Below are 15,899 nucleotides of genomic sequence, written 5' to 3' on the forward strand. Positions count from 1 at the left end.
CGACTCACGGCCCACGGCCCACCGGCGCTCAGGCACAATGGAGACTGCGGACCCACGTCCAGGACCGCCACGACCACATCAGCCGCCCATGGAGATCCACACCATGTCCAGCCCCACGGCGACGCTTCCCTGCGGAGGCACCTCAGCCCTTCGCATCGTGATGGTGAGCCTGCACACCTCCCCGCTCGCGCAGGCGGGAGCCGGCGACGCCGGAGGACTGAACGTCTATGTCAATGCCCTCTCCCGGGCTCTGCGCGCCGCCGGTGTCTGCATCGATCTGGTCACCACCGGTGAGGGACCCGATCACGTGCGGGAGCTCGCCGACGGGCGACGCGTCCACCACCTCCAAGCAGGCACCGATGGGGACAAGAACAGCCTGGTGGACGAGACGGAGTCACTGGCTCAGCGCGCACTGCGCAGCCTGGCGGCCGTCGATCCGGGGGCGGTGACCACCGTCCACTCGCACTACTGGATCTCCGGGCTGGCCGGGCTGACCATGGCTCGTCGGCTGAGGGCTCCCTTGGTGCACACCATGCACACCATCGGGGCCGTCAAGCAGGAGTGCGATCCGCAGGCCGCAGAGGATCCTCGCCGTGATGCGGCCGAGTCGCTGATCGCACGCTCCGCAGACATGCTGACCGCCAACACCCTCCGTGAGCGGGACGACCTGGTGCGGCTCTTCGACGTGAAGCCCGCCGGCGTGGCCCTGGTGCGCCCGGGCGTGGACCTCAGCGTGTTCCATCCGCCTGCCGGGGAGGACGCTCGGCTGCATCTCGAGGGGCGGCCCCTTCGGCTGACGTTCGCCGGCCGGCTGCAGCCGCACAAGGGCCCCCAGGTGGCGGTCGCCGCACTGGGGAAGCTCCGCCGCATGATGCCCGACACTCCGGTGGAGCTGACGGTGGCCGGGAGACAGAGCGGCCAAGACGCCCTCGACATCGCTGAGCTCGCCGCCGCCCACGGCGTCGAGGACCTGGTGCGGACCACGGACCCGCTGCCGCATCCCCAGCTCGCCGACCTCTTCCGAGACAGCGACGCGGTGCTGATGCCGTCCTACAGCGAATCCTTCGGGCTGGTCGCCCTGGAGGCCATGGCCTGCGGCACCCCGGTGCTGGCCCACGACGTCGGCGGCCTGTCAGAGCTGGTCCGTCACCAGCGCACCGGCCGCCTCGTGCAGACCCTGGATCCTGCCGCATGGGCCGAGGAGATGCGGTGGCTGGTCCTGCACCGCCGCGCCTGGGCTCGCTACAGCGGCACCGCCGCCGTCCTGGCCGAAGAGTACTCCTGGGCGGCGACTGCGACGGCCAGCCGAAGGCTCTATCGCACCCTCAGCCCGGTGTCGGTCTGAGCGCCGGCCAGAGGGGCCCGACGCCCATGGGCGCCTCTGCTCCCTCGTCACTCAGCGAGTGACGTTCAGCGAGTGAAGTAACGAGAGGCCCAGGCGCTTCCGTACTTGCGATCGAGCTGCCGCTGGGTCCGGGAGCTGCGGACCATCGAATGCTGGATGCGCTCCTGGATACGCGGCCTGAGCCCCTGGGGCCGGCGCACCATGCCCTCCTGGGCGACGGTGGCCACCAGTGCGCCGTCGCGGTTGTAGATCGCTCCGGCACCGAGTCCACGGGAGCTCTGCGCGCTGGGGCTGTGCTGGACGTAGAGCAGCCACTCATCGGCGGCCGCATCACGATGCCACCACATGGCGTGGTCCAGGGACGCCACCTTCATGCCGGGCTTCGCCCAATAGAGGCCGTGGCGGCGCAGCACCGGCTCCAACAAGGTGTAGTCCGAGGCATAGAGGATCGCGGCACGGTGGATGTTCGGGTCCTCGGGAAGCGGGGCGCGGGCGCGCATCCACACGGCGTTGGAGGCCCGCGGCACGGTGTCCCCCTCCAAGTAGATGGGCCGGTCCACATGGCGGATCTCGAACGGCCGGCCATGGCCCCATTCCTGCATCACCGGATGCTTGACGTGCCCCACCAGCTCGTGCGGCGGGGCCAGCTCCTCCGGGGCCGGGATGTCCAGCGGCATCTCCTGCTGGTGAGTGGGTCCGGGGGAGGGCCGCTGGAACGAGGCGATCATCGACAGGATCGGCCGACCGTCCTGGTAAGCCTGGCTGCGGCGGGCTGAGAACGAACCGCCGTCCCGGAGCCGCTCGACGCCGATCTCCAGGGGCTTGGTGGCGTCGCCTGGCCGGAGGAAGTACCCATGCACCGAGTGGATGACCCGTGCGGAATCCACTGTGCGCATGGCGGCGATCGCCGACTGGGCGAGCACCTGACCGCCGAAGACCCTCCAGAACGCCTGATCGAAGACGGGCCCGCGGAAGCGCTCCTCGCTGCCCGCCGCCTCCGCCGGATCCAGCTGCTCGAGGTCCAGCATGCCCACGAGCCGCTCGACAGCCTCGGCAGGGGTGGGGATGCGGTACGGACGCTCAGGCATGGGACCTCCGGTCTTCGATGCGGTCGGCGGGCGCTGTGGGCAAGATGACACGGTCACCGGTCCACGGCGCACCAGGCGCTGCGCCCAGACTCGGTCAGCGCGGCGCGGGCGAACAGCTGGGTAGCTGCTGAGGACCACTCTATCCAGACACCTCCGGCGGGCAGGGGGACCGACCCCCTGTCGGCGCGGTCCACCACACGGGGACATGATCGTGCCCCGTGACAGAGCCCTTTCCGGAGGCGGCACGGCTGGGAGCGTCACTGCGGGACACAGTCCTGGCCGCCGAGACGATCCGGGCCAGCCCGGGTGGGACAATGTCAGACATGACCAGCACCGATCCGCGCAGCGCGCCCCAGCCCTCCGACGTCTCCTCCGACGGGCCCTCGGCGGCCGCCGCCGGAACCCGGTCCTCTGGAGGCTCGGACGCCGAGACCGAGGTGCTCCGCTTCGCCGAGGCGGTCGCGCTGCAGGACCTGAGCACCTACATCCGCCGCGCCCGGCGGATCCAGGAGCAGGGGATCAGACTGCAGGTCGTCGGCTCGGTGCTCGCCGCGTGGGTGCCGGTGATGACCCCTGGCTCCCTGGTCGGCCAACTCCCCGCGGTCCTCGGGCTGCGCACCATGGCGCTGGCCGAGCCCTCCGACGCCGACGTCACGGCGGAACTCAGCTCCATCACGGAGCGGCTCGCCCGCCTGAACCCTGCAGAGACCGTGCTTCCTCTGCCGCCCAGCCGACTGACGGTGCCGTGGGCCGCGGTCACCCCGCCGCGTGCGGGCTGGGAGGCGCAGGGAGAGCTCGACGACGATGTGGTCCGCGCTGCCGCGGAGAACGGCATCGCTGAGATCACCGAGACTCTTCCCGCCACCGCCGGTGCGGCCGTGGTGGAGCAGGTGCGCGAACGCGTGTGGGGCCGTGACCTGGCCGAACTCGCAGGTCAGGCCGAGTCTTGTGAGGTGCCGGCAGGTGCCGCCTTCGGCGCCCACGCCTTGAACTTCCTGACCGCACAGGGCGCCGGCGGACGCACCACCCTGCACTCGCGGGGCCGGTGGGTGCGGCTCAGCTCTGCAGGGGGATTCATCCTCTGCCGCCGCTCAGGGCTCTGAGCGCCGATGACCCTCGGCGGAGGAGGCCGGGGCCTCCGGGGCGAGCGCAGGCAGAGCGGTTCGTCCGCGGCCTCAGCTGCTCAGCTGTTGACCATGGAGTGGGCTGCCCGCTCCAGGTAGTCCCAGAGGATCTGCTCATGCAGGGGAGAGAGCTCCGCTTCCTCCACAGCCCGACGCATGTACCTCAGCCAGGTGTCACGCGCGGCGGCGTCCACGCGGAAGGGCATGTGACGCATGCGCAGACGAGGATGGCCGCGCTCGGCCTGGTAGGTGCGGGGCCCGCCCCAGTACTGCTCGAGAAACATCAGCAGACGGCGCTTGGCCGGCTCGAGGTCCTCCTCCGGGTACAGGGCGCGGAACTCCGGGTCCTCGGCCACCTGGTCATAGAAGACGTCCACGATCCTGCGGAACGTCTCATGGCCTCCGACCTCCTCGAAGAAGCTCTTCTCCTCCGGCGAGGGGGTCTGCTCGCCCAGGGGGAGACCGCCGGGTGCCGGCAGATACCCCATGTCGGCACCTGTCGGACGGGGATCAGGCTGTTGAGGGGCCTGTTCCGCTCCTCCGCTCGGCTGGTCCCGGCGGGCGAGGCCGCTGACCTGAGAGGGCGGCCTGCCCACGGGCCTCACCGTGGCGATCGGCGCGCCCAGTCGCCGAGAGAAGGTGGGCCGTGAGTCGTCGTCGGAGGCCGTCGCGGCCGGTGTGACCGGCTCGTGGGTGACCGGGAAGTTCACGCTGCGCGCGATGAAGCAGCGCCCGCTCGCCTCGGCGTGCAGGGCGTCTGCCTGGGTCCGCTGGGACTCCTCGGCCAACGTGACTTCGGGGCGGAGCACGGCGGCGGTGATCTCCCCGGAGCCGTCGCTGTGGACGCGCAGCTCGGCGGTGCCGCGCACCGTCATGGCGGTGACCACCACTCCTGCCCCGGCCGCGGCGTGCAGGTAGGACAACGTGTGGCACTGTGCCAGGGCGGCGAGGAGCAGCTGCTCGGGGTTCCACCGTTCGGCGTCGCCGTGGAAGGCGCGCGCGGCAGAACCGGTCAGAGGGGGCGGGGACTCGAGTCCCCGGGCCACCTCTCGTTCGCTCAGCATCGCCGTGATGGTGTGCTCACGCCGGTAGTCGCGCGGTCCGGTCGTGCCGCCGTCGGCGTCGCTCCAGGCGACCTCCACCCGGAAGGTGTGCTGGTCGATCTGCATGCTCTCCTCATCTGTGGTCGCTCCTCCCTCACGATACCGCCCGGAGGGAGGCGTGCCGGGCGCAGGGCGATTTCCCCATAGGATGTCATCGGCGCGTCAGCACCTGCTGTCGCCCTCGAGCCGACCGCCATCTGATGTCCCCGAGAGGAACACCGCCCGACATGCGCGTCCACATCGCCACCGACCACGCCGGCATGGAGCTCTCCACCCATCTCGTGAAGCACCTCAGCGCCCAGGGTTACGAGATGATCGACCACGGGCCCCAGGAGTACGACGCCCTGGACGACTACCCGGCATTCTGCCTCCGTGCGGCCGAGGCCGTGGCTCAGGAGCGCCTCCGGGGACTGGACTCGCTGGGCATCGTGCTCGGCGGCTCAGGCAACGGGGAGCAGATCGCGGCCAACAAGGTCCGGGGCATCCGCGCCGCGCTGGCCTGGAACCTGGAGACCGCTCGGCTGGCCCGCGAGCACAACGACGCCAACGTCGTGGGGCTGGGGGGACGCCAGCACAGCGTCGAGGAGGCCGCCGAGATCGTCGAGGCCTTTCTCACCGCTCGGTGGAGTGAGGCGGAGCGTCATGCGCGCCGCATCGGCAAGATCGCCCGCTATGAGGAGTCCGGCGAGATCGTCGACTGAGCCCAGAGCCCGCCGTCGACGCGTTCCGCACACACCTCCTATGCCAGAAGGTCACACCCTCCACCGTCTCGCTCGTCAGCTGGACCGCCTCTTCGTCGGTCACCCCTGGCGGGTGAGCTCGCCGCAGGGGCGCTTCGCCTCCGGTGCCGCGCGCCTCGACGGCCGGACCCCGGAGCGGGCCGAGGCGTGGGGCAAACACCTGTTCGTCCACGTCGGTGCCGACATCTGGCAGGTCCACCTCGGCCTCTACGGCGCCTTCAGCTTCCGCGGCGACGAGGAGTTCTCCGGTGCGTCCACACTGGGTGCGCCGCGGACGGCCGCCGAGCCCGTGGAGGCCCACTATGACGACGCCGGCTGGATCGTCCCCGCCGCTCCTGCCGGAGCGGTCCGCGCCCGGATCCACGTCCGCCATGGCTGGGCCGACCTCCGTGGCCCTGCCACCTGCGCGGTGCTGGACGTCCCTGACTATGAACGCGTCATCACCCGCCTCGGCCCGGATCCCCTGCGGCAGCCCGCCGAGGTGCTGAGTGAGCAGGCCGCGGGGGACTTCGCAACCCGGCTGGCACGCCGGCGCATTCCGATCGCGGCCGCTCTGATGGATCAGTCTGTCATCGCGGGAGTGGGCAACATCTACCGGGCCGAGTCGCTCTTCCTGGAGCAGATCGACCCGCAGACGCCTGCCCAGCGTCTCAGCCAGGCGGCCGTGGCCTCGCTCTGGCACCGACTCACCGCACAGCTCCGCCAGGGGGTCGCCGAGGGTGTGATCCGCACCCTGCGGCCCGAGGACGCCGCGGCCTCCCACGACGGCGCCGCCGGACGCCGCCACTGGGTCTATCAGCACCAGGGCACCAGCTGCCTGCGCTGCGGGGAGACCCTCGCCGCGCAGGAGCTGCAGGGTCGCAGACTCTACTGGTGCCCGGGGTGCCAACGCTGAGGGCCGGCGGATCGCCCCCTTGCTCGGTGTGCATGTCCTGCCTGCGGTGCATAAGCACGGGCCGATTCCCGTAGAATCGCATCCGACCCCGTTGACGAGGTCCCACGTGCCCCGACCGTGGCCGGTGAACCTGGCCGATCCGTGAGGAGAACCGCTCCAAGTGTCCGACAACGCAGTGTCCGAGAAGATCACCATCACGATCGACGGCGAGGCCACCGCCATCACGCCGGGCACCACTGGGACCACTCTCTTTGCGGAGCAGCCGACCATCGTGGTCATGCGCGTCGACGGCCAGCTCTGGGACCTGTCCCGCGAGCTGCCCGCCGGTGCCGTCGTCGAGCCGGTCCAGATCACCGAGGAGGCGGGCCTCGAGGTGCTGCGTCACTCCACCGCGCATGTCATGGCCCAGGCGGTCCAGCAGCTCTTCCCCGATGCCAAGCTGGGCATCGGTCCCTACATCACCGACGGCTTCTACTTCGACTTCGACGTCGACGAGCCCTTCACCCCGGAGGACCTGAAGAAGATCGAGAAGGCGATGCAGAGGATCGTCAAGCAGGGCCAGCGCTTCGAGCGTGAGGTCGTCACGGAGGAGCAGGCGCGCGCGGCGATGGCCCAGGAGCCGTACAAGCTGGAGCTGCTCGACTCGCAGAACGGCGCCTCCGCTACCGAGGGTGCCTCCGTGGAGATCGGCGGGGGTGAGATCACCCTCTACCACAACGTGGACCGCCACGGAGAGCGGGTTTGGGCGGACCTCTGCCGCGGCCCGCATCTGCCGTCCACCAAACCGATCGCCAACGCCTACTCGGTGATGCGGGCAGCGGGCGCCTACTGGCGCGGCAAGGAGACCAATCCGCAGCTCCAGCGCCTCTACGGCACTGCATGGCCCACCAAGGACGATCTGAAGGCCTACAAAGACCGTCTCGCTGAGGCGGAGCGCCGCGACCACCGCCGTCTCGGTCGGGAGCTGGACCTGTTCAGCTTCCCGGAGGAGATCGGCTCAGGCCTCTCTGTCTGGCACCCCAAGGGCGGCCTGGTCCGCGGCCTGATGGAGCAGCACGCACGGGCACGGCACCTCGAGTCCGGCTACCTGTACGTGTACACCCCGCACATCTCCAAGGCGGACCTGTTTGCGACCTCCGGTCACCTGGCCAACTACCAGGACGACATGTGGCCCGCCATCCACATGGACGAAGAGCGCGACGACGAAGGCAACATCACCAAGCAGGGCCAGGACTACTTCCTGAAGCCCATGAACTGCCCGATGCACATCCTCATCTACAAGGAGCGCGGGCGCAGCTACCGGGAGCTGCCTCTGCGCCTGGCGGAGAACGGCACGGTCTACCGCAACGAGCGCTCCGGGGCCCTGCACGGACTCACCCGGGTGCGGGGGTTCACCCAGGACGACGCCCACCTGTTCGTGCGCCAGGACCAGCTGGAGGACGAGGTCACCAAGGTGGTCGAGTTCGTGGTCTCGCTGCTGAGGGACTTCGGGCTGGAGACGTTCGAGCTCGAACTGTCCATGCGTGATGACGAGAAGGCCAAGTGGGTCGGCTCGGACGAGTTCTGGGAGTCCTCCACCCAGGCGCTGCGCAACGTCGCCGTCAGCTCCGGGCTGAAGCTCACCGAGATCGCTGGAGAGGCGGCGTTCTACGGCCCGAAGATCGACTTGAAGGTCACGGACGCCATCGGACGCAAGTGGCAGCTCTCCACGGTGCAGGTGGACCCGAACCTGCCTGAACGCTTCGAGCTCGAGTACGCGGCCGAAGACGGCACCAGGCAGCGTCCCATCATGATCCATCGGGCGCTCTTCGGCTCCATCGAACGGTTCTTCGCCATTCTGCTGGAGCACTATGCCGGGGCGTTTCCGGCATGGCTGGCCCCCGTGCAGGTGCGCGGGATTCCGGTGGCGGAGCCCTTCAACGACTACCTCGCCGAGGTCATCGATCGGCTGAAGGCCGCCGGGGTGCGCGCCGAGCTCGAGGACGGCAGCGACCGGTTCCCGAAGAAGATCCGCACCGCCTCCAAGGACAAGATCCCCTTCGTGCTCATCGCCGGTGGCGAGGATGCCGAGGCCGGAGCGGTGTCCTTCCGCTTCCGCGATGGCAGCCAGGACAACCAGGTCCCCGTCCACGAGGCCGTGTCCCGCATCCTGAAGGCCATCGAAGACCGAGAGGCCTGAGCTTCTCGTGATGGACCAGGAGCGGGACGTCGCCGGCGGTGCTGACGCAGAGACGGATGACTTTCCTCTCGCCGGCGTGCCCGATGCGTTTCAGCGGCTCTGGAACCCCCACCGCATCGCCTACATGCGGCGCGGCCAGGACCAGGTCTCAGGGGCTGAGGACTGCCCGTTCTGCGCCGGGCCGAGGCGCTCCGACGATGAGTCCCTCATCGTCCACCGGGGCCACCACTGCTACGTGCTGCTCAACCTCTACCCGTACAACCCCGGGCATCTGCTGGTGTGCCCCTACCGGCATGTCCCCGACCTCACGGATCTCACCCTCGCGGAGTCCCAGGAGTTCATCCGGCTCTCCCAGGTGGCGATGGTGGCCCTGCGCACCGTCGCGGCCCCCGGAGGGTTCAACCTGGGGCTGAATCAGGGCAAGGACGGCGGCGCCGGCATCTCGGCCCACCTGCACCAGCATGTGGTGCCGCGCTGGGGCGGGGACGGGAACTTCCTGCCGATCATCGCCCAGACCAAGAACATGGCACAGACCCTGGGGGAGACCCACCGCATGCTTCACGACGTCTGGGACGACGCCGCCCGCAGCTTCGCCGAGCAGCAGGCCCGCAGCGAGCGGGATCCTCGGGCCCGGGTCGAGGAGGGTGAGGCCTGATGCTGAACAGACACGCCCGCAACTTCTTCGCTTCCCTGTTCACCCCGCTCGCGCGGCTGCTGATCAGGATGGGAGTGACGCCGAACGCGGTCACCATCATCGGCACCCTCGGGGTGAGCTTGGGAGCCCTGGTGCTCTACCCGTTGGGGGAGCTGTTCTGGGGGACCGTGTTCATCACTCTGTTCATCTTCTCGGACCTCGTCGACGGTCTCATGGCCCGCCTGAGCGATCGCACCTCGCCGTTGGGCGGCTTCCTGGACTCCACCCTGGACCGTGTCCAGGACGGCGCCGTGTTCCTCGGGCTCCTGATCTGGTTCTTCACGGGAGGAGACCAGCCGTGGATCGGGGTGGCGGCGGCGGCCTGCCTGCTGCTCGGGGGTCTGGTCTCCTATGTCCGCGCCAAGGCCGAGGCTCTGGGCTACACCGCGGACGTGGGCATCGCCGAACGGCCCGAACGCATGGTGGTGACGTTGGTCTTCACCGGCTTCACCGGGCTCGGCCTGCACCCCGGTGTGCTGCTCGGAGTACTCACCCTGCTGGCCGTCGCCTCGGCCGTGACGGTCGTCCAACGGATGGTCAGCGTCAGAGCTCAGGCGGACCGGCAGAGTCACTGATCAGGCGGGTACGTCCATACCCAGGCTGCGCAGCATCGGGGTGATCGAGGGAGCGTGCCCCACCGCTCGGCGAAAAGACTCCTCGGGCGCACGGGTGTTGCCCCTGCTGAGCACCTCACGGCGGAAGTGCTGCCCGGCCCGTGCGAGGGCCGTCTCGTCACCCATCAGCTCGCGGAACCAGTCGGCGGCGTCGGCCGCGAGAACTTCCGCCCAGAGGTACGAGTAGTAGCCGGCGGCGTATCCGGAGCCGGCGAAGATGTGCTTGAAGAACCCGGTGCCGTAGCGCGGCGGCACGAGGGGATGGTCAAGGCCCCAGGCGGCCAGGGCCCGACGCTCGAACCCTTCCGGATCCTCCGCGGCCTCCTCCGCCTGTTCCACGCTCATGGTGTGCCAGGCCAGGTCGAGCACGACGGCGGCCACGTGCTCGACGGTCTTCATCCCTCGTCCCCACAGCCGGATGTCCTCACGATCGTCCCGTCCGGGGACGCCGCCCTCTTCGTGGTGCCGGGCGTCGCCGGGGGAGTGGCGCCACAGTTCGGCGAAGACCTCGTTGACCTGGGAGGGGAACTCGACGTTGTCCCTCGGCACGGCGGTGCCGGAGAGCTCCTCGAACTCTGCCTCGGCCAGCAGCCCGTGCAGGGCATGCCCGAACTCATGGAACAGGGTGCGCTGCTCAGCCCTGGTGACGCGGGGGAGGTCACCGGCAGCGGGCCGCGCCAGATTCAGACAGTTGATGACGACCGGGCGTGCCCCGGTCAGCGTGGAGGCCACAGAGAACGAGTTCATCCAAGCACCGCCGGCCTTGGTGGGGCGGCTGTGCAGGTCCAGCAGGAACAGGCCCAGCACGGCACCGTCCGACTCACGCACCTCGAAGGACCGTGCTCCCTCGACGAAGGGCGGGAGGTCCTCGCGTTCGAGGACCTGCAGTCCATAGACACGACGCGCCGCCTCGAAGACCCGGCTCAGGGCGATCTCCAGCGGCAGGGAGCCGTCATCGCGGTCACCGACCGGCTCGGTCCGGGCCGCACGTGCCCGTGCGACGACGGCCAGCCCGTAACTGATGTCCCAGGGTTGCAGTGCGCCGTCGACCTCTCCTGCAGCGTGCAGGTGCGATTCGACGGCGGCCAGTTCGGCGGCCAGCCGTTGGAGTCCGCCCTCGGCCAGCGGACGCAGCATCTCCTCGATGCCTCTCCTGTCCGGGGCGGTGCGCAGCGGCAGCACCGCGTCCAGGTGGTGAGCGTGCCCCAGCAGTCGGGCCCGCCGTGCTCGGAGCACGGCGATCCGGGCCCCGATCTGTCGGGTGGTGCGCCCGTCCTCGCCAGGCAGCGTGCCGCGCGAGACGGAGGCCTCGTGGAGGCGGCGGCGGGTGTCGCGATCCTCCAAGAAGGCCAGCAGCGGCTGCTGGACCGGCATGGACAGCCGGAGCAGGTGACCCTCCGCGTGGCCGGCGTCGCGGGCGGCCTCAGCGGCCGAGGACCGCGGGGCGCCTTCGAGCCCGGCGAGAGCGGCAGGATCGGTCACGAGCACGGCGCTCTCCTCAGCTTCTCGTCGTTGGAGACGCTGATAGGCGGACTCCTCCTCGGCGAGGCCTCGGTTGAGCGCACGCAGCTCGGACCGGGCGTCTGCGTCGAGACCCGCTCCGGCCGCCTGGGCCTCCGCCAGCAGCTGTCCGAGCATCCGTGACTGCTCCTCACTCAGGGCGGTCTCTCCTGAGGCGGCACGTTCGGCGAGCTCCTGCAGACGACGATGCAGACCGGCATGGAGCTGGAACCAGTCACGGTGCGCGGCCAGCTCAGGGGCGATCTCGGCCTGAACCTGCTGGAGCTCATCGGTGCCGTCTGCGGAGAACCGACAGGAGAAGGCCCGGTGGACGCGCGTGAGCCGGCGTCCGGCGCGGCCGATGGCTCGCAGCGTGTTCTCCGCGTCAGCGGGGGCGTCGTCGTCGGCCACCTGGTCCAGGTCCCGACGTGCATCGGCCATTCCGGCCCGCAGCGCCGGCAGCCAGTCGGTCGAAGAGACCCGGCGCAGGTCCGGGTGCTGGTGTTCCAGGAGGAATCCCTCCCCGAAGGGATCCCCGGAGGAGGACGCCTGGGGCGCCGCGTCCGCGGTTCGTTCGGTGGGGGGTGAGCCGGGGGAGGCGGTGTGACTCAAGGCGACTGCTTTCCGATCGTGTCGACGGTAGGCTGATCCCCAGAGTACTTGTCGCATGTCACCTCGACATGCCATACCCGGAAACCGTGACTGACGAGATCGGAGAACTATGGCCGGCCACTCCAAATGGGCCAACACCAAGCACCGCAAGGCTGCTGTGGACGCCAAGCGCGCCAAGATCAACGCTCGCTACATCAAGCAGATCGAGGTCGCCGCGCGCAACGGCGGCCCTGACCCTGCCGGCAACCCGGCGTTGGATCTGGCGGTCTCCAAGGCCAAGAAGAACTCGGTCCCCAATGACAACATCGACCGTGCCATCAAGCGTGGGGCCGGCCTGACCGGCGACGCCGTCGAGTATGAGGAGATCATGTACGAGGTGCGTGGGCCGCAGGGTTCTGCGCTGCTCGTCGAGTGCCTCACCGACAACCGCAACCGCGCGGCTTCCGAGGTGCGGGTGGCGGTGACCCGCTCCGGCGGCACCGTGGCGGACCCGGGTTCCGTGGCCTACATGTTCCAGCGCAAGGGCGTCGTCACCGTTCCCAAGGAGGGCCTCACCGAGGATGACGTGCTCGCCGCGGTCCTCGAGGCCGGCGTCGAGGAGGTCCTGGAGCACGAGGACACCTTCGAGGTGCAGTCCGAGCCGCAGGATCTCCAAGAGGTCGTCACGGCGCTCGAGGGGGCCGGGATCACCTACGACTCCGATGAGGTGGAGTTCGTCTCCGAGGTCAAGGTCGATCTGGACCTCGCTGCGGCCAAGAAGTTCCTCAAGCTCCACGACGCGCTCGAGGACCTCGACGATGTGCAGAACATCCACACCAACGCCGACCTCAGCGCGGACACCATGGCCGCGCTCGACGCCGAGAGCTGACCTGGGTCCGGCGATGGCGGCATCGGCGCGCGTCGGCGGCACGGCAGGCGACTCACGGGTCGCCCAGCGGATCCTGGGAGTGGATCCGGGGCTGACCCGCTGCGGCTTCGCGATCGTGGAGATGAACCGAGACCGCACCGGCGAGTCAGTGCATGTGGAGGTCACCGGGACCCGCTCGGATCAGGAGCTGGCCGAGCGGATCCTCGCGATCCAGCGCGCGGCTGAGCGGCTGCTCGACGTCCATGCCCCTGATGTGCTCGCCATCGAGCGCGTCTTCGCGCAGAACAACGCGCCCACGGTGATCGGCACCGCCCAGGCCTCGGGAGTTGTCATCGCGGCGGCCGCCGCCCGGGGGATCCCGGTCGCGTGGCACACGCCGTCGGAGGTCAAGGCGGCGGTGACCGACGACGGAGCCGCAGACAAGGCGGCCGTCGCCCGGATGGTCCAGCGGATCCTGCGGCTGCCCACGCTGCCGAAGCCGGTGGACGCCACTGATGCCTACGCCGTCGCGATCTGCCACGCCTGGCGCTCCGGGATCGGGACGCGGCAGGACATGTCCGCCGGCACCCGGACCCATCAGGGCGCCCGAACAGCTCTCCAGAAGGCGACCGAGAGCAGAACCGGCGGCCTCACCGCCGCCCAGCAGGCCTGGAAGGACGCTGAGCGGCGAGCGGCAGGTGGCCGCGCCGGGCGCGTCGGGCGCGGGGATCCCCGCCTCGGACGGTAGTCTCTTCGAAGATGTGTACTAACGCGGCGCCGTGGCGATCGTCGGCCGAATCGGCCGCTCCTGACGGCGCACCCGCTCAAGACAGGACTGGTGGACGATGATCTCTTCTATCCGGGGCGAGGTGCTCCATGTGGGGTTGGACCATGCTGTCGTGGAGGTCTCCGGCTTCGGACTCCAGGTGACGGCCACACCGCAGACGCTCGCCGAGCTTCGCCCCGGCCAGGAGACCAGGCTGCAGACCTCGTTCGTGCCCAGGCAGGACGACGCTCCGCTGCTGTTCGGCTTCGCCGACGTCGGCGAGCGGGAGATCTTCACGACGCTGCTCGGGATCTCGGGAGTGGGGCCGCGGCTGGCACTGGCGGTGCTGAGCGTGCATGTCCCCGCCGAGGTGCGTCAGGCGATCGCCGACTCCGATACCGCCGCCTTCACCAAGGTTCCCGGGATCGGCAAGAAGACGGCCCAACGGATCCTGCTGGAGCTGGCCGGCAAGCTCGTCATCGATCAGCCCGCGGCCGAACCTGCCACGACGGTGCCCTCTCGGCTCGAGGAGACCGGCGCCCAGGTGCAGGAGGCTCTGAGCTCCCTGGGCTGGACGGAGAAGGATGCGCGGTCAGCCGTCGAGCGGGTGCTCCGGGATGAGCCTGAACTCGCCGACGCCGAGGTGGCCGTGGTGCTGCGGCACACCCTGAGGATGCTCGGCTCCACCCCCGCCGGGATCGGCCGATGAGCGATCAGGATCCGCGTGAGCTCGTCGGCTCCGCGCCGGCCGCTGAGGAGAAGGTCCTCGAAGCCGCTCTGCGTCCGAAGTCGCTGGAGGACTTCGTCGGGCAGACGACCGTCCGCGGTCAGCTCTCGCTGGTGCTGGAGTCCTCGCGTCTCCGTGAGGCGGCCTCCGACCACGTGCTCCTCTCCGGGCCGCCCGGCTTGGGGAAGACCACCTTGGCGATGATCATCGCCGCCGAGATGAACGCCCACCTGCGCATCACCTCGGGGCCCGCCATCCAGCACGCCGGGGATCTCGCGGCCATCCTCTCCTCGCTCACCGAGGGAGAGGTGCTCTTCATCGATGAGATCCATCGGATGTCTCGCCCCGCCGAGGAGATGCTCTACATGGCGATGGAGGACTTCCGCGTCGACATCATCGTCGGCAAGGGGGCGGGTGCCACCTCTATCCCGCTCGAGCTTCCTCCGTTCACCCTCGTGGGTGCCACCACCCGTGCCGGCCTGCTGCCCGGCCCGCTGCGGGACAGGTTCGGGTTCACCGGGCATCTCGAGTATTACTCGGCCGAGGAGTTGGAGCGGGTGCTCCGGCGGTCTGCGGGGATGCTGGACATCAGGGTCGACGACGCCGGATTCGCCGAGATCGCCACACGCTCCCGAGGGACCCCCCGCATCGCCAACCGGCTGCTGCGCCGGGTCCGCGACTGGGCGCTGGTGCACGGGGTCGCGGTGGTGGACAGCGGCGCCGCAGGAGAGGCCCTGGACACCTATGAGGTGGATCGGCGCGGGCTGGACCGCCTCGACCGAGCTGTGTTGGAGGCGCTGTGCGTGAAGTTCCGCGGCGGACCGGTGGGACTCTCGACACTGGCCATCCTGGTGGGTGAGGAGACGGAGACGGTCGAGACCGTGGCGGAGCCGTACCTCGTCCGGGAAGGCCTGCTGGCCCGCACCCCACGCGGGCGCATCGCCACGGACGACGCCTGGCGCCACCTGGGGCTCCACCCTCCTGACTCCGCTCAGAGCGGACGGATCCCGGGCGACGCGCCGAGTGGGCCCTGGAACGGCCGGGACAGCTGATAGTCTGTCCGGTTGAACGGCACCGTACGGTGCCTGGCATCCAGTGCGCGTCATCCAGTCGTGACCTGCCCTCCGAGCGAACAGATTGGCCCAACCGGTGAACGAACCTCAAGTCTTCGCAATGCACCCGGCAGACGTGGCGGACGGGGGTGCGCTCTGATGGATCCCTTTCTTCTGATCATGATCGCCATCCTCGCGCTCTTCATGCTGATGACCTTCCGGCGCGGGAAGAAGATGCGTGACGCGCAGTCGGCCGCCGTCAGCGGCGCCGTCCCGGGCGCCGAGGTGGTCACCGCTGGGGGGATCGTCGGGACCGTGGTGGCTCGCGACGAGGAGCGTCAGCGCGTCACCCTGGAGTTCTCCGGAGGCGACCGCGTGGACTTTCAGCTTCCGGCGGTCCAGCACGTGCTGACCCCGGCGACCTCCCCCGAGGAACCGTCCGAGGAGCCTTCTGAGGACCCCTCCGAGGAGACCTCGGAGCACGAGGACCGCTGACCCCGTGCACCCCTGCACAGCCCGCCACCTGACCGGTGCGCGGGCTGTGGCGTCTGGGAGCCATGACGGCGCGACCGCGCCCGGCCCTCGGAACATCCGACGAGCGGAAGGTTGATCA

The 15,899-nt window shown here is 69.7% G+C and carries 15 protein-coding genes and 1 pseudogene; 12 read left to right on the forward strand and 4 right to left on the reverse strand.

Annotation, left to right across the window (positions count from 1 at the left end):
* The first annotated feature begins 103 nt into the window (after nt 1–103).
* Nucleotides 104–1,345, forward strand: a complete 1,242-nt coding sequence (locus ODE13_RS12655) for a glycosyltransferase (protein WP_322479606.1) — start codon at nt 104–106, stop codon at nt 1,343–1,345.
* Nucleotides 1,346–1,410: 65 nt separating this feature from the next.
* Here ODE13_RS12655 and ODE13_RS12660 read toward each other — a convergent pair whose 3' ends face one another.
* Nucleotides 1,411–2,433 (reverse strand): acyl-CoA thioesterase II, encoded by a 1,023-nt coding sequence (locus ODE13_RS12660; RefSeq protein ID WP_322479607.1) that lies wholly within the window; start codon nt 2,431–2,433, stop codon nt 1,411–1,413.
* A 323-nt stretch (nt 2,434–2,756) separates the two neighbouring features.
* On the opposite strand from ODE13_RS12660, the gene ODE13_RS12665 reads away from it, so the two are divergent.
* Nucleotides 2,757–3,536 (forward strand): hypothetical protein, encoded by a 780-nt coding sequence (locus ODE13_RS12665; RefSeq protein ID WP_322479608.1) that lies wholly within the window; start codon nt 2,757–2,759, stop codon nt 3,534–3,536.
* An 80-nt stretch (nt 3,537–3,616) separates the two neighbouring features.
* Here the strand turns inward: ODE13_RS12665 and ODE13_RS12670 are convergent, their stop codons facing one another.
* Together ODE13_RS12670 and ODE13_RS12675 are read right to left on the reverse strand one after the other, a co-directional pair.
* Complete coding sequence (locus ODE13_RS12670; RefSeq protein ID WP_322479678.1) at nt 3,617–4,045, reverse strand: globin; 429 nt, start codon at nt 4,043–4,045, stop codon at nt 3,617–3,619.
* A 213-nt stretch (nt 4,046–4,258) separates the two neighbouring features.
* Nucleotides 4,259–4,726, reverse strand: a pseudogene (locus ODE13_RS12675) (OsmC family protein); the annotation flags it as partial.
* Nucleotides 4,727–4,887: 161 nt separating this feature from the next.
* On the opposite strand from ODE13_RS12675, the gene ODE13_RS12680 reads away from it, so the two are divergent.
* The 5 genes from ODE13_RS12680 to pgsA all read left to right on the forward strand — a co-directional run bounded on the left by ODE13_RS12680 (nt 4,888) and on the right by pgsA (nt 9,743).
* Nucleotides 4,888–5,361, forward strand: coding sequence for a ribose-5-phosphate isomerase (locus tag ODE13_RS12680; protein ID WP_322479609.1), 474 nt, complete (start codon nt 4,888–4,890; stop codon nt 5,359–5,361).
* A gap of 40 nt (nt 5,362–5,401) precedes the next feature.
* Nucleotides 5,402–6,295 carry an Fpg/Nei family DNA glycosylase gene (locus ODE13_RS12685; protein ID WP_322479610.1) on the forward strand — a complete coding sequence of 298 codons (894 nt, stop codon included), beginning with the start codon at nt 5,402–5,404 and terminating at the stop codon, nt 6,293–6,295.
* Nucleotides 6,296–6,470: 175 nt separating this feature from the next.
* Nucleotides 6,471–8,474 carry a threonine--tRNA ligase gene (gene thrS, locus ODE13_RS12690; protein WP_322479679.1) on the forward strand — a complete coding sequence of 668 codons (2,004 nt, stop codon included), beginning with the start codon at nt 6,471–6,473 and terminating at the stop codon, nt 8,472–8,474.
* 10 nt (nt 8,475–8,484) lie between these two features.
* Nucleotides 8,485–9,129, forward strand: coding sequence for an HIT domain-containing protein (locus ODE13_RS12695; protein WP_322479611.1), 645 nt, complete (start codon nt 8,485–8,487; stop codon nt 9,127–9,129).
* Nucleotides 9,129–9,743 carry a phosphatidylinositol phosphate synthase gene (gene pgsA / locus ODE13_RS12700; protein WP_322479612.1) on the forward strand — a complete coding sequence of 205 codons (615 nt, stop codon included), beginning with the start codon at nt 9,129–9,131 and terminating at the stop codon, nt 9,741–9,743. Before ODE13_RS12695 ends, pgsA begins: the two co-directional genes overlap by 1 nt.
* Here the strand turns inward: pgsA and ODE13_RS12705 are convergent, their stop codons facing one another.
* Nucleotides 9,744–11,894 carry a M3 family metallopeptidase gene (locus tag ODE13_RS12705; RefSeq protein WP_322479613.1) on the reverse strand — a complete coding sequence of 717 codons (2,151 nt, stop codon included), beginning with the start codon at nt 11,892–11,894 and terminating at the stop codon, nt 9,744–9,746.
* 109 nt (nt 11,895–12,003) lie between these two features.
* Here ODE13_RS12705 and ODE13_RS12710 point away from each other — a divergent pair, with 109 nt between their 5' ends.
* The 5 genes from ODE13_RS12710 to ODE13_RS12730 all read left to right on the forward strand — a co-directional run bounded on the left by ODE13_RS12710 (nt 12,004) and on the right by ODE13_RS12730 (nt 15,781).
* Complete coding sequence (locus ODE13_RS12710; RefSeq protein WP_322479614.1) at nt 12,004–12,762, forward strand: YebC/PmpR family DNA-binding transcriptional regulator; 759 nt, start codon at nt 12,004–12,006, stop codon at nt 12,760–12,762.
* A 13-nt stretch (nt 12,763–12,775) separates the two neighbouring features.
* The gene (ruvC, locus tag ODE13_RS12715; protein ID WP_179542788.1) at nt 12,776–13,489 is read left to right on the forward strand and encodes a crossover junction endodeoxyribonuclease RuvC; all 714 of its coding nucleotides are present in this window, start codon (nt 12,776–12,778) and stop codon (nt 13,487–13,489) included.
* Nucleotides 13,490–13,586: 97 nt separating this feature from the next.
* Complete coding sequence (ruvA, locus tag ODE13_RS12720; RefSeq protein WP_322479615.1) at nt 13,587–14,216, forward strand: Holliday junction branch migration protein RuvA; 630 nt, start codon at nt 13,587–13,589, stop codon at nt 14,214–14,216.
* Complete coding sequence (ruvB, locus tag ODE13_RS12725; RefSeq protein WP_322479616.1) at nt 14,213–15,286, forward strand: Holliday junction branch migration DNA helicase RuvB; 1,074 nt, start codon at nt 14,213–14,215, stop codon at nt 15,284–15,286. The genes ruvA and ruvB overlap by 4 nt, the downstream gene beginning before the upstream one ends.
* Before the next feature lie 159 nt (nt 15,287–15,445).
* On the forward strand, nt 15,446–15,781 hold the full coding sequence (locus tag ODE13_RS12730) for a preprotein translocase subunit YajC (protein WP_179542785.1): 336 nt from the start codon (nt 15,446–15,448) through the stop codon (nt 15,779–15,781).
* Nucleotides 15,782–15,899 lie beyond the last annotated feature (118 nt).

It is taken from the genome of Nesterenkonia sp. HG001, assembly GCF_034438835.1.
In the GTDB taxonomy this organism is placed as follows: Bacteria; Actinomycetota; Actinomycetes; order Actinomycetales; family Micrococcaceae; genus Nesterenkonia; species Nesterenkonia xinjiangensis.

Coding starts and splice junctions, on each gene's coding strand:
- ODE13_RS12655 (WP_322479606.1), top strand. CDS start 104: ATGTCCAGCCCCACGGCGACGCTTCCCTGCGGAGGCACCTCAGCCCTT.
- ODE13_RS12660 (WP_322479607.1), bottom strand. CDS start 2,433: ATGCCTGAGCGTCCGTACCGCATCCCCACCCCTGCCGAGGCTGTCGAG.
- ODE13_RS12665 (WP_322479608.1), top strand. CDS start 2,757: ATGACCAGCACCGATCCGCGCAGCGCGCCCCAGCCCTCCGACGTCTCC.
- ODE13_RS12670 (WP_322479678.1), bottom strand. CDS start 4,045: ATGGGGTATCTGCCGGCACCCGGCGGTCTCCCCCTGGGCGAGCAGACC.
- ODE13_RS12680 (WP_322479609.1), top strand. CDS start 4,888: ATGCGCGTCCACATCGCCACCGACCACGCCGGCATGGAGCTCTCCACC.
- ODE13_RS12685 (WP_322479610.1), top strand. CDS start 5,402: ATGCCAGAAGGTCACACCCTCCACCGTCTCGCTCGTCAGCTGGACCGC.
- ODE13_RS12695 (WP_322479611.1), top strand. CDS start 8,485: ATGGACCAGGAGCGGGACGTCGCCGGCGGTGCTGACGCAGAGACGGAT.
- pgsA (WP_322479612.1), top strand. CDS start 9,129: ATGCTGAACAGACACGCCCGCAACTTCTTCGCTTCCCTGTTCACCCCG.
- ODE13_RS12710 (WP_322479614.1), top strand. CDS start 12,004: ATGGCCGGCCACTCCAAATGGGCCAACACCAAGCACCGCAAGGCTGCT.
- ruvC (WP_179542788.1), top strand. CDS start 12,776: ATGGCGGCATCGGCGCGCGTCGGCGGCACGGCAGGCGACTCACGGGTC.
- ruvA (WP_322479615.1), top strand. CDS start 13,587: ATGATCTCTTCTATCCGGGGCGAGGTGCTCCATGTGGGGTTGGACCAT.
- ruvB (WP_322479616.1), top strand. CDS start 14,213: ATGAGCGATCAGGATCCGCGTGAGCTCGTCGGCTCCGCGCCGGCCGCT.
- ODE13_RS12730 (WP_179542785.1), top strand. CDS start 15,446: ATGGATCCCTTTCTTCTGATCATGATCGCCATCCTCGCGCTCTTCATG.